Origin of the sequence: Streptomyces sp. DI166 (genome assembly GCF_900091315.1) — a bacterium.
In the GTDB taxonomy this organism is placed as follows: Bacteria; Actinomycetota; Actinomycetes; order Streptomycetales; family Streptomycetaceae; genus Streptomyces; species Streptomyces fuscus.
Genome location: NZ_FLSP01000072.1, coordinates 14,608 through 26,685, shown reverse-complemented (window position 1 = coordinate 26,685; position 12,078 = coordinate 14,608). Strand labels below are relative to the sequence as shown.

The window sequence follows — 12,078 nt, the reverse complement described above, 5'->3', positions numbered from 1 at the left end:
GTCCGCCCGAGGAGGCCCGTCCGCCATGAGTCCCTTCACCGGCTCCGCCGCCCGCACCGACCCTTGGCGGCACCTGCGCGTGGAGCTGGCCGACGGCGTCGCCACGGTCACCCTCGCCCGCCCGGAGAAGCTGAACGCCCTCACCTTCGGTGCCTACGCCGACCTGCGCGACCTGCTCGCCGAGCTGTCCAGGGAACGGGCGATACGGGCGCTCGTGCTCGCGGGGGAGGGGCGCGGCTTCTGCTCCGGCGGCGACGTGGACGAGATCATCGGCGCGACCCTCTCCATGGACACCGCCCAGCTCGTCGACTTCAACCGGATGACCGGCCAGGTGGTCCGCGCGATCCGGGAGTGCCCGTTCCCGGTGATCGCCGCGCTGCACGGCGTCGCGGCCGGCGCCGGCGCCGTGCTCGCGCTGGCGGCGGACTTCCGCGTCGCCGACCCCACCGCCCGCTTCGCCTTCCTCTTCACCCGCGTCGGCCTGTCCGGCGGCGACATGGGCGCCGCCTACCTCCTGCCCCGCGTCGTCGGCCTCGGCCACGCCACCCGCCTGCTCATGCTGGGCGAGCCGGTGCGCGCCGCGGAGGCCGAGCGCATCGGCCTGATCAGCGAGCTGACCGAGGAGGGCGACGCCGACACGGCCGCCGCGGCTCTCGCCCGCCGCCTCGCCGACGGACCGGCCCTCGCATACGCCCAGACCAAAGCCCTGCTCACGGCGGAACTGGACATGCCGCTGGCCGCGGCCGTCGAACTGGACGCCTCCACACAGGCCCTGCTGATGACGGGGGAGGACTACGCGGAGTTCCACCGGGCGTTCACCGAGAAACGCCCCCCGAAGTGGAAGGGGCGCTGAACCATGGCTCCCTTGCGTGTGGCCGTCATCGGCGGCGGCCCCGGCGGACTGTACGCCGCCGCCCTCCTCAAACGCCTCGACCCGGGTCGGGAGATCACCGTCTGGGAGCGCAACGCCCCCGACGACACCTTCGGCTTCGGCGTGGTCCTCTCCGACGAGACCCTCGGCGGCATCGAACACGCCGACCCCGAGGTCTACGCCGCCCTCCAACAGCACTTCACGCGCTGGGACGACATCGTCATCGGCCACCGCGACCACCGCCACACCTCCGGCGGCCACGGATTCGCCGCCCTGGGCCGCAAACGGCTGCTGGAGATCCTGCACCGCCGCTGCCGCGGCCTCGGCGTCGACCTCCGCTTCACCTCCGAGGCCCCGCCCCCGGACGAACTCGCCGCGACCCACGACCTGGTGATCGCCGCCGACGGCGTGCACAGCACCACCCGCGAGGCCTACGCCGAGGTCTTCCGGCCCCGGGTGACCACCCACCGCTGCCGCTACATCTGGCTCGCCACCGACTTCGCCTTCGATGCCTTCCGCTTCGAGATCGCGGAAACCGAACACGGCGTGATGCAACTCCACGGCTACCCTTATGCCCGCCCGTCACCCGACCGCCACCCCTCAACGAGGCCCTCCGGGCCGCAGAATCAATTCGGCGCCTCCACCGTCATCATCGAGATGCGCGAAGAGGTCTGGCGCGCCGCCGGCCTCGCCGACATGGACACCCGCGACTCCATCGAGGCCTGCGCCAAGATCTTCGCCGACGTGCTGCGCGGCCGCCCCCTGCGCTCCAACAACTCCGCCTGGACCACCTTCCGCACGGTCGTCAACGCCCGCTGGTCGCACCGGAACGTCGTCCTGCTCGGCGACGCCGCCCACACCGCCCACTTCTCCATCGGCTCCGGCACCAAGCTCGCCGTCGAGGACGCCCTCGCCCTCGCCGCCTGCCTGGAGGAGCAGCCCGACCTGCCGAGCGCGCTGACCGCGTACGAGGAGGAGCGCAAGCCGGTCGTCGCCTCCACCCAGCGCGCCGCCCGCGCCAGCCTGGAGTGGTTCGAGAACATCGCCCTCTACCTGGACCAGCCGCCGCGCCAGTTCGCCTTCAACCTGCTCACCCGCAGCCGCCGGGTCACCCACGACAACCTGCGGCTGCGCGACGCCCGCTTCACCGAGTCCGTCGAGCGGGACTTCGGCTGCCTGCCCGGCACGCCGCCGATGTTCACCCCGTTCCGGCTGCGCGGACTGACCCTGCGCAACCGGGTCGTCGTCTCACCCATGGACATGTACTCCGCCGTGGACGGCATGCCCGGCGACTTCCACCTCGTCCACCTGGGCGCGCGGGCCCTCGGCGGCGCCGGTCTGGTGATGACCGAGATGGTGTGCGTCAGCCCCGAGGGCCGGATCACCCCCGGCTGTACCGGCCTCTACACCGCCGCCCAGGGCGAGGCGTGGCGGCGGATCACCGACTTCGTGCACACGCAGGCGCCGGGGACCGCGATCGGCGTGCAGCTCGGCCACAGCGGACGCAAGGGCTCGACCAAGCTGATGTGGGAGGGCATCGACGAACCCCTGCCCGACGGCAACTGGCCCCTCGTGGCCGCGTCCCCGATCCCGTACCGCCCCGACAGCCAGGTCCCACGCGAACTGAGCCGCGCCCAACTCACCGACATCCGCGAGCAGTTCACCTCGGCGGCAACGCGCGCGGCCCGCGCAGGCTTCGACCTGCTGGAACTTCACTGCGCGCACGGCTACTTGCTCTCCGGCTTCCTCTCCCCGCTCACCAACCGCCGCACCGACGCCTACGGCGGCACCCTGGACAAGCGCCTGCGCTTCCCGCTGGAGGTCTTCGACGCGGTACGGGCCGTCTGGCCCGAGGAACGTCCCATGACCGTCCGTATCTCCGCCACGGACTGGGCCGAGGGCGGCAACGACGCCGAGGACGCCGTCGCGATCGCCCGCGCCTTCGCCGCGCACGGCGCCGACGCCGTCGACGTCTCCACGGGCCAGGTGGTCTACGACGAACACCCCGAGTACGGCCGCTCCTACCAGACGCCGTACGCCGACCGCATCCGCAACACCGTCGGCGTCCCGGTCATCGCGGTCGGCGCCATCTCTTCCTGGGACGACGTCAACTCCCTGATCCTGGCGGGCCGTACCGACCTCTGCGCCCTGGCCCGCCCCCACCTCTACGACCCCCACTGGACCCTGCACGCGGCGGCGGAACAGTCCTACGACGGCCCCGCGGCCCCCTGGCCGGCCCCGTACCGGGCGGGCAGCCGTCGTCCCCAGACGGGCCGCACCGACGCACCGAAGCCCCGCCTGACCCTCGGCGCGTGAGGTGTTACGGCTCGACCATCCCCGCGGTCAGCGTCGCCCCGTCCGCCGGGTCGATGACGATGAAGGCGCCGGTGCGGCGGGAGGCCGCGTAGGGATCGAGGAGGAGGGGGTCCGCCGTGCGCAGGGTGATATGGCCCAGGTCGTTCACGGACAGGGCGGGCGCGCCGCCCAGGTCCTCGACCACGGCCTTGACCGTACGGGTGGTGTGCCGGACGAGCACCCGGTCGCCGACCCTGAGCGGGCGCTCGGCCAAGTGGCAGACGGCTGCCCGCACTTCCCGGGTGAGCGCCGGTACGTCGACCCCGGCCGTGATCATGTCGCCGCGCGACACGTCCCGTTGGTCGGCCAGCCGCAGGCTGATCGACTGCGGCGCCCGCGCCGACTCCCGGGCCGTACCGAGGACGTCGATCCCGGCGATTTGCGACGTCTCCCCGGAGGGGTGGACGGTGACCTGGTCGCCGACATGCAGAACGCCGGACGCCAACTGGCCCGCGTAGTACCGCACTTCGCCGTCCCGGATCACGTACTGGACCGGGAAGCGGACCGGTGCGTCCGGTGCCTCGGCGCCCACCGGGACCTCCTCCAGGAACTCCAGCAGCGCCGGGCCCTCGTACCAGCCCATCGCCGTCGAACGCGCGACCACGTTGTCGCCGACGAGCGCGGACACCGGGATCGGGGTGAAACCGGGCAGCCCCGACTCCGCCGCGTGGGCGGCGAAGTCCTCCACGATCCGCTCGAACGGCGCCTGTTCGTACCCGACGAGGTCCATCTTGTTGACGGCGAGGACGACATGCGGGACGCGCAGCAGCGCGGCCACGGCGGCGTGCCTGCGGGTCTGCTCCACCACTCCCTTGCGGGCGTCCACCAGCACGATCGCCAGGTCGGCGGTGGAGGCGCCGGTGACCATGTTGCGGGTGTACTGAACGTGGCCGGGGGTGTCGGCGAGGATGAACCGGCGGCGCGGGGTCGCGAAGTAGCGGTACGCCACGTCGATCGTGATGCCCTGTTCCCGCTCGGCGCGCAGGCCGTCGGTGAGCAGGGCCAGGTCGGGGGTGTCCTGGCCGCGGTTGCGGGAGGCGTGCTCGACGGCCTCCAGCTGGTCGGCGAGCACCGACTTGGAGTCGTGCAGCAGGCGGCCGACGAGCGTGGACTTGCCGTCGTCGACCGAACCGGCCGTGGCGAACCGCAGGGTGTCGATGGTCGTGTCGATGGTCGTGCTCATGCTTAGAAGTACCCCTCGCGCTTACGGTCCTCCATCGCGGCCTCGGACAGCTTGTCGTCCGCCCGGGTCGCACCCCGCTCGGTGAGCCGGGACGCGGCGATCTCGGCGATGACCTTCTCGACGGTGTCGGCGTCGGAGTCCACCGCGCCGGTGCAGGACATGTCGCCCACCGTCCGGTACCGGACCTGCCGCTTCTCCACGGTCTCCGCGGACCGGGGCCCGCCCCAGTCGCCCGCCGTCAGCCACATCCCACCCCGCGCGAACACCTCCCGGTGATGGGCGAAGTAGATGGACGGCAGTTCGATGCCCTCGCGGGCGATGTACTGCCACACGTCCAGCTCGGTCCAGTTGGACAGCGGGAAGACACGGACGTGTTCGCCGGGTGCGTGCCGCCCGTTGTACAGGTTCCACAGCTCGGGCCGCTGGCGGCGCGGGTCCCACTGCGAGAACTCGTCGCGCAGCGAGAACACCCGTTCCTTGGCGCGCGCCTTCTCCTCGTCGCGCCGCCCGCCGCCGAAGACGGCGTCGAACTTCTCGCTCTGGATCTTCTCCGTCAGCGGCAGCGTCTGCAGCGGATTGCGCGTCCCGTCTGCCCGTTCACGCAGCACACCCCGGTCGATGTAGTCCTGCACGGAGGCGACATGCAGCCGCAGCCCGTGCTTCGCGACCGCGCGGTCGCGGTACTCGATGACCTCGGGGAAGTTGTGCCCGGTGTCCACGTGCAGCAGCGGGAAGGGAGTCGGGGCCGGAGCGAAGGCCTTGAGCGCCAGGTGCAGCATGACGACGGAGTCCTTGCCGCCGGAGAACAGGATCACCGGCCGCTCGAACTCCCCCGCCACCTCGCGGAAGATGTGCACCGACTCCGACTCCAACGCGTCCAGATGACCGAACCCGGGATTCACACCAGCCCCCGCTCCACGAGCAGCGCGTACACTGCGTCCGCGGACTGCCGGGGCGTCTGCTCCTGCGTCCGCAGCACCAAGTCCGGGTCCACAGGCGGTTCGTAGGGATCGTCCACGCCGGTCAGCCCGGACAGCTCACCCGCCGCCTGCCGCGCGTACAGTCCCTTCACGTCCCGCTCGCTGCACACCTCGACCGGGGTCGCGACATGCACCTCGATGTACGGCACTCCGTTGCGCTGGTGGCGTTCGCGCACCGCCGCGCGGCTGACGGCGTACGGTGCGATCACCGGCACCACGGACAGCACGCCGTTGCGGGCCAGTACCTCCGAAACCAGGCCGATGCGCCGGACGTTGGTGTCGCGGTCCTCCTTGGAGAAGCCCAGCCCGGCGGAGAGGAAGCGGCGTATCTCGTCGCCGTCGAGCACCTCCGTGCGGAGCCCTCCGCCCTTCAGCCGGTCACCGAGCAGGCGGGCGATCGTGGTCTTACCCGCGCTCGGCAGCCCGGTGAGCCAGATCGTGGCTCCCTGAGCCCTTGCCGTCGTGGTCATGCGCAACAGTCCTCTTTTTCCTCACCTGGCAGGCAACGCGCTGCACGCTAGGTGAGGAATCTGAGAGGAGTGACGGAAGAGCCTGAGTGTTCTCTAAGCGCCCGGAGACGTGCGGAGGCTCACCCCTGGCCCACGCCCGCGAAGACCGCCCCCGCGTCCCGCAGCCGCTCGTGCAACGCCCGGAACACCGCCGCCGACCGGGCGCCCGGCCAGTCGGCGGGCAGCAGCCGGGCGGGCAGCCCGGGGTCGACGTAGGGCAGGTGGCGCCAGGAGTCCAGGGCGAGGAGGTAGTCGCGGTACGCCTCCTCGGGCGGGGTGTCGGTGCGCTGCTCCCAGGTCTGGAGGACGGGCGCGTGCCGGTCGAGGAACGCGTCGTGCTGCTTGGCGATGGCCGCCAGGTCCCACCAGCGGGTGACGGCCTCGACCGTGGGCGTGAACCCAAGGTGCTCGCCGCGGAAGAAGTCCACGTACGGCTCCAGGCGCAGTCGCGCGAGCGTGTGCCGGGTCTCCTCGTACAGCCGCGCGGGGGCGATCCACACGCCGGGCGCCGCCGTGCCGAAGCCCAGGCCCGCGAGCCGGGAGCGCAGCACGTGCCGCTTCTGCCGCTCGGACTCCGGGACGGAGAACACGGCGAGGACCCAGCCCTCCTCGTCGGACGAGGTGGTGGCGTACACGCGCCGGTCGCCGTCGTCGAGCAACTGGCGTGCGTCGGGGGAGAGTTCGTACCCGGCCGCGCCCTCAGCGGTGCGGGCCGGCACGAGCAGGCCGCGTCTCTTCAGCCGGGACACCGACGAGCGCACGGAGGGAGCGTCCACGCCGACCGCGGCCAGCAGCCGGATCAGTTCGGCGACGGGCACCGGGCCGGGTACATGACGGCCGTAGGCGCCGTAGAGCGTGACGATCAAGGACCGTGGTGCATGCTGGTCGGACACGTTGATCATCTTAGGTCGTCGGCATCAGTGCCGGTCACCCGCGGCATCGGCCGCCACCCGCAGCTTGAACCGCTGGAGCTTCCCGGTCGCGGTGCGCGGCAGGGCGTCCAGGAAGACGATCTCCCGCGGGCACTTGTACGGCGCCAGCTCCGACTTCACGAACGCCCGCAGCTCCTCGCTGTCGCGCCGGGCACCCGGCCGGAGCACCGCGAACGCCACCACGATCTGTCCGCGCGCCTCGTCCGGACGGCCCACGACGGCCGTCTCCAGCACGTCCGGGTGGCGCAGCAGCGCCTCCTCGACCTCGGGGCCCGCGATGTTGTACCCGGCCGAGATGATCATGTCGTCGGCGCGGGCGACGTAACGGAAGTAGCCGTCGCTCTCCCGGACATAGGTGTCCCCGGTGATGTTCCAGCCGTGCCGTACGTACTCCCGCTGGCGCGGGTCGGCGAGGTAGCGGCAGCCGATCGGACCGCGCACCGCGAGCAGCCCCGGCTCCCCGTCGGGCCTCTCCCGGCCGTCCTCGTCGACCACGCGGGCCTGCCAGCCGGGGACCGGAACGCCCGTGGTGCCGGGCTTGATCGCCTCGTCGGCGGCGGAGACGAAGATGTGCAACAGCTCGGTGGCGCCGATGCCGTTGATGATCCTGAGCCCGGTCCGCTCGTGCCAGGCCCGCCAGGTGGCGGCGGGCAGGTTCTCGCCGGCCGAGACACAGCGGCGCAGCGCACCGATGTCGTACCCGTCCAACTCGTCGAGCATGGCGCGATAGGCGGTCGGCGCGGTGAACAGCACGCTCACCCGGTGCTCGGCGACGGCGGGCAACAGCTGCTTGGGGCCTGCCTGTTCGAGCAGCAGCGCGCTCGCCCCGGCGCGCAGCGGGAAGACCACGAGTCCGCCGAGCCCGAAGGTGAAGCCGAGCGGGGGACTGCCTGCGAAAACGTCGTCCGCGCGCGGCTGGAGCACATGCTTGGAGAAGGTGTCCGCGATGGCCAGCACGTCCCGGTGGAAGTGCATACAGCCCTTGGGCCGTCCGGTGGTCCCGGAGGTGAAGGCGATCAGCGCCACGTCGTCGGCGGCGGTCGGCACGGCTTCGTACGGGGTGTCCGGCGCCTCCCGGCGCAGCAGGTCGTCCGGACCGTCACCGCCGTACGTGGTGATCCTGAGCCCCGGTATCTCCGCCTTGGCCAGGTCGTCGACCGCGCGGATGTCGCACAGGGCGTGTCCCACCTCGGCGATCTCGCACATGGTGCGCAGCTCGCTCGGGCGCTGCTGGGCCAGGACGGTCACCGCGACCGCGCCTGCCTTCAGCACCGCCAGCCAGCAGGCGGCCAGCCACGGGGTGGTCGGGCCGCGCAGCAGCACCCGGTTGCCGGGGACCACTCCGAGGTCGCCGGTGAGCAGATGCGCCAGCCGGTCGACACGGGCGCGCAGCTCGCCGTAGGTCCAGGGGGGACCGGTCGGGGTGCGGAACACCGGGCGGTCGTCCGGGGGGCCGTGCAGTAGCTCGGCGGCGCAGTTTAGCCGTTCGGGGTATTGCAGCTCCGGCAGGTCGAAACTCAGTTCGGGCCACTGGTCCGGCGGCGGGAGGTGGTCCCGCGCGAAGGTGTCGAGATGCGCCGACTGGTTCATGGCGGTGCGCCCCCTTGCCTGGTGGGCTCCCTGGTGGGCTCGCTCGACGAGCGTATCGTGTTGGTGACGGCAGTCAACTGTGCGCGATACCGTTGGGGGAGCGGCTCCGCGTCACCTCGACAGCCGCGGGAGAGAGGACGGCGATGCCCGCATTCTCACTCGAACCGGACCAGCTCGCCTGGTGCGCCGAACTGCGCCGACAGGCCGCCGAGCGACTGCGCCCCCTCGCCGAGAAGGGCGAGCCCGGCCAGGTCAACCGCCCCCTCGTCGCCGAACTGGGCGCCCTCGGCCTGCTGCCCCGCCTGTTCACCTCCGGCGCCCTGGACCTCTGCCTGATGCGCGAGTCCCTGGCCTACGCCTGCACGGAGGCGGAGACCGCGCTCGCCCTCCAGGGCCTCGGCGCCCACCCCGTGCACGCCCACGGCACCCCGGAACAGCGCGCGCACTGGCTGCCCCGGGTGGGGGAGGGCCGGGCGGTGGCCGCCTTCGCACTGAGCGAGCCCGGAGCAGGCTCCGACGCCGCGGCCCTCACCCTGACCGCCGAACCCGACGGCCCCTCCGGCTGGCGCCTGACCGGCGAGAAGTGCTGGATCTCCAACGCCCCCGACGCCGACTTCTACACCGTCTTCGCCCGTACGACCCCGGGCGCCGGCTCCCGCGGCGTCACCGCCTTCCTGGTCCCGGCCGACCGCCCCGGCCTGACCGGCACCCCCCTCGACATGCTCTCCCCGCACCCCATCGGCACCCTCGACTTCGACGCGGTCCCGGTCACCACCGCCGACCTCCTGGGCGAGCCCGACCGCGGCTTCCGGGTCGCGATGGGCACCCTGAACCTGTTCCGCCCCAGCGTCGGCGCCTTCGCGGTGGGCATGGCCCAGGCCGCCCTGGACGCCACCCTCGCCCACACGGCCCAACGGGACGCGTTCGGCGGCAAGTTGAGGGACCTCCAGTCGGTCTCCCACCAGGTCGCCGAGCTGGCCCTGCGCACGGAGGCGGCCCGCCTCATGGTCTACGCGGCGGCCACGGCGTACGACGAGGGCGCCCCCGACGTGCCCCGCCGCTCGGCGATGGCGAAACTGCTGGCCACGGAGACCGCGCAGTACGTCGTCGACCAGGCGGTCCAACTGCACGGCGCCCGAGCCCTGCGCCGCGGCCACCTGCTGGAACACCTGTACCGGGAGGTCCGCGCCCCGCGCATCTACGAGGGGGCGAGCGAGGTGCAACGGGGCATCATCGCGAAGGAGTTGTACAAGGAGTTGTACAAGGAACCGCACGCCGGACCGGAGGCCGACGCATGACCGCCGAGCGACTGAACCCGCCCGAACTCTCCCCGCCCACGGGCTTCTCGCACGCCGTGGTGGCCACCGGCACCCGGCTCGTGTTCCTGGCGGGCCAGACGGCACTGGACACCGACGGCAAGGTGGTGGGGGACAGCCTCCCCGAGCAGTTCGAGAAGGCGCTGACCAACCTCCTCACGGCCCTGCGAGCGGTCGGCGCCACCCCGGCCGACCTGGCCAGGGTCACGGTCTACGCCACGGACATCGAGGAGTACCGCGCGCACGCCCGTGAACTGGGCGCCGTCTGGCGGAGGCTGGCGGGCCGGGACTACCCGGCGATGGCGGTCGTGGAGGTCGTACGCCTGTGGGACGGGCAGGCGCTGGTGGAGCTGGACGGCTTCGCGGTATTGCCGTAGGGGACGGTCAGGCGGCGACGGCCACTGCAACCCGGTGCGGTGCGACGGCCCGCCCGTCCGGCAGCAGCTCCCCGGAGTCGTCGAAGACGATCGTGCCGTCGCACAGCAGGCTCCACCCCTGCTCGGGGTGGGCGGCGACGACCACGCCGGCGTGCGGACCGGTCAGCGGACAAGAAGCCTGGTGAGCACCCATGACGCACCTCCACGGAGAGGGTCGAAGTCTTCGTTCGGAGTCTTCGTACGGTCAGACCATGCGCCCACCGCGAACGCATCGCCAGCGTCCACCCGAGAGCGTGACAAGACAGGGACAACTCCCGGACGCCACGCGGACGCTCGGCGCCAACTCGCCACCGAAGGGGTGACGATCACACGCGCGCGGGCGCGCGCCCGGTACAGGTGGAGCCTCCCCGAGTTCCGATCGTTCCCGGAAGGTCCCCATGCCCGTGCGCACCGCCGCTCTCGGCGCGGCCTCAGCCACCGCCCTGCTCCTGCTCCTCGCCCCCACGACCCCCGCCGCCCCCTTCGAGTCGGTGACCGTCGACCCCACCGGCACGATCGCCGCCGACGGCACGGTCACCCTCTCCGGCACCTACCGCTGCACGGGCGGCACCGGCCCGGTCTTCGTCAGCTCCTCGGTCGGCGCCCCCGACGCCGACGTCCGCCACGGCATCGGCGGCACCCGGGCGATCTGCGACGGCACGGAACACCGCTGGCAGAACACGGGCAAGCCCCGCCCGGCCGCGGTGAAGCCGGGCCCGGCACAGGTGGAGGCGACGCTGATGGAACTGAGGACGGGCGGGGGCCTGCCCCTGCCGGCGTTCCACGCGCAGAGCAAGCAGGACGTGACGCTGGTGAAGTCCTGACGCCCTCGACCGGGGCCGGGGAGGAAACCCCCCCGGCCCCGGTTCCCGCACCCCCTCAGAGCCGCTCGACGATCCCCTTCAGCTCCTCGACCTCACCGGACTGCCCCTTCACGACAGCCTCGGCGAGCCTCTTGGCATCGGCGTTCTCGCCCTTCTCCTTCTCCTCCTCGGCCATGGCGATGGCACCGTTGTGGTGCTCGATCATCAGCTCGGCGAAGGCCTTGTCGAAGGCGGTGCCCTTGAGGCCCTTCAGCCCGGCCATGTCCGAGCCGGACATCATCCCGTGCCCGCCGCCGTGCCCGGCCCCGTGCCCGGAGACAGGCTGATCCCAGTCCTCCAGCCCCCCCTTCATGGTCCGGATCTCCGGCTCCTGGGCCCGCTCGATGCGCTCGGCGATGTCCTTGACGGCGGCGTCGGAGGCCCGCCCGTCGGCCAGCTCGGCCATCTCCAGGGCCTGTTCGTGGTGCGGAATCATCATCTGAGCGAAGGTGACGTCGGCGTCGTTGTAGTCGGCGGCAGCCTTCTCCTCACCCCCACAGCCCACGAGGCCCAGGAACCCCCCGAGGAGAAGTCCGCCCACGGCGATACCGCCCTTGCATGCACGCATGGTTGCTCTCACTTCGTCTGTCGTTCCGTTTTCCGGCATGCCGAGTCACGGGCTGAACGCCCGTGGCAGGAATCGGCCTATTGCCGCAGAACCGACAGCTCGGTGAGATCGGGCGCCCCGCGCGGCGGAGGACGCGGCCGCGAAACGGCGGCGACCTGCGCGAACAGCAGCTCCGCCCAGTCCCGATGCCGCGTGAACGCCGAATTCACCAGCGCCGCGAGCACCCACACCCCGAACAGCACGGCCACACACAGGGAGGCCATGTCCATCGACATCAGCGGCTCATGCGTGGACACCCCGTCCGCCACCGGATGCTCCATGGACGCCGCATGCGGGGCACTGACCACCCCGGAGTGCGCGGGCTCTTCCGGATGCCCCAGGGTGTGCATCACGAACACCCCCACCGCGAGCACGACAACGAGCAGGAGCTGCGCCAGGGCGGCTCCTGCTCGTACATGCGTGATGGCTCGCACGGTCAGACCGTACCGAATACGG

The 12,078-nt window shown here is 72.0% G+C and carries 13 protein-coding genes; 5 read left to right on the top strand and 8 right to left on the bottom strand.

The genetic code is table 11. From position 1 onward, the window contains the following. Positions 1 to 25 precede the first annotated feature (25 nt). Both GA0115233_RS28830 and GA0115233_RS28825 read left to right on the top strand, forming a co-directional pair. Complete coding sequence (locus tag GA0115233_RS28830) at positions 26 to 853, top strand: enoyl-CoA hydratase family protein (RefSeq protein WP_093723248.1); 828 nt, start codon at positions 26 to 28, stop codon at positions 851 to 853. Positions 854 to 856: 3 nt separating this feature from the next. Next, entirely contained in the window at positions 857 to 3,187 is a 2,331-nt protein-coding gene (locus GA0115233_RS28825; RefSeq protein WP_093723247.1) for a bifunctional salicylyl-CoA 5-hydroxylase/oxidoreductase, read from the top strand. Positions 3,188 to 3,191: 4 nt separating this feature from the next. Here the strand turns inward: GA0115233_RS28825 and GA0115233_RS28820 are convergent, their stop codons facing one another. From GA0115233_RS28820 to GA0115233_RS28800, 5 genes are all read right to left on the bottom strand, one after another. After that, positions 3,192 to 4,409, bottom strand: a complete 1,218-nt coding sequence (locus GA0115233_RS28820; protein ID WP_093723246.1) for a sulfate adenylyltransferase subunit 1 — start codon at positions 4,407 to 4,409, stop codon at positions 3,192 to 3,194. Positions 4,410 to 4,411: 2 nt separating this feature from the next. Continuing rightward, positions 4,412 to 5,311 carry a sulfate adenylyltransferase subunit CysD gene (gene cysD, locus GA0115233_RS28815; RefSeq protein WP_093723245.1) on the bottom strand — a complete coding sequence of 300 codons (900 nt, stop codon included), beginning with the start codon at positions 5,309 to 5,311 and terminating at the stop codon, positions 4,412 to 4,414. Next, positions 5,308 to 5,859, bottom strand: coding sequence for an adenylyl-sulfate kinase (cysC, locus tag GA0115233_RS28810; RefSeq protein ID WP_093723244.1), 552 nt, complete (start codon positions 5,857 to 5,859; stop codon positions 5,308 to 5,310). The genes cysD and cysC overlap by 4 nt, the downstream gene beginning before the upstream one ends. 119 nt (positions 5,860 to 5,978) lie before the next feature. Next, positions 5,979 to 6,800, bottom strand: a complete 822-nt coding sequence (locus GA0115233_RS28805; RefSeq protein ID WP_093723243.1) for a PaaX family transcriptional regulator — start codon at positions 6,798 to 6,800, stop codon at positions 5,979 to 5,981. Between the two features lie 15 nt (positions 6,801 to 6,815). Further along, positions 6,816 to 8,420, bottom strand: a complete 1,605-nt coding sequence (locus GA0115233_RS28800; RefSeq protein ID WP_093723242.1) for an AMP-binding protein — start codon at positions 8,418 to 8,420, stop codon at positions 6,816 to 6,818. Positions 8,421 to 8,563: 143 nt separating this feature from the next. Here GA0115233_RS28800 and GA0115233_RS28795 point away from each other — a divergent pair, with 143 nt between their 5' ends. Then, the gene (locus GA0115233_RS28795) at positions 8,564 to 9,718 is read left to right on the top strand and encodes an acyl-CoA dehydrogenase family protein (RefSeq protein WP_093723241.1); all 1,155 of its coding nucleotides are present in this window, start codon (positions 8,564 to 8,566) and stop codon (positions 9,716 to 9,718) included. Further along, positions 9,715 to 10,113: a RidA family protein gene (locus GA0115233_RS28790; protein WP_093723240.1), complete on the top strand. Its 399-nt coding sequence runs from the start codon at positions 9,715 to 9,717 to the stop codon at positions 10,111 to 10,113. Before GA0115233_RS28795 ends, GA0115233_RS28790 begins: the two co-directional genes overlap by 4 nt. Positions 10,114 to 10,120: 7 nt before the next feature. On the opposite strand, the gene GA0115233_RS28785 is transcribed toward GA0115233_RS28790, so the two are convergent. Then, a complete protein-coding gene (locus tag GA0115233_RS28785) occupies positions 10,121 to 10,306 on the bottom strand; it encodes a DUF5999 family protein (RefSeq protein WP_093723239.1) in 186 nt (61 codons plus the stop codon). A 244-nt stretch (positions 10,307 to 10,550) separates the two neighbouring features. Here GA0115233_RS28785 and GA0115233_RS28780 point away from each other — a divergent pair, with 244 nt between their 5' ends. Next, positions 10,551 to 10,976 (top strand): DUF6299 family protein, encoded by a 426-nt coding sequence (locus GA0115233_RS28780; protein ID WP_093723238.1) that lies wholly within the window; start codon positions 10,551 to 10,553, stop codon positions 10,974 to 10,976. Positions 10,977 to 11,031: 55 nt separating this feature from the next. Here the strand turns inward: GA0115233_RS28780 and GA0115233_RS28775 are convergent, their stop codons facing one another. Together GA0115233_RS28775 and GA0115233_RS28770 are read right to left on the bottom strand one after the other, a co-directional pair. Next, on the bottom strand, positions 11,032 to 11,583 hold the full coding sequence (locus GA0115233_RS28775; RefSeq protein ID WP_093723237.1) for a DUF305 domain-containing protein: 552 nt from the start codon (positions 11,581 to 11,583) through the stop codon (positions 11,032 to 11,034). A 77-nt stretch (positions 11,584 to 11,660) separates the two neighbouring features. Then, the gene (locus GA0115233_RS28770; RefSeq protein WP_093723236.1) at positions 11,661 to 12,056 is read right to left on the bottom strand and encodes a DUF6153 family protein; all 396 of its coding nucleotides are present in this window, start codon (positions 12,054 to 12,056) and stop codon (positions 11,661 to 11,663) included. Positions 12,057 to 12,078 lie beyond the last annotated feature (22 nt).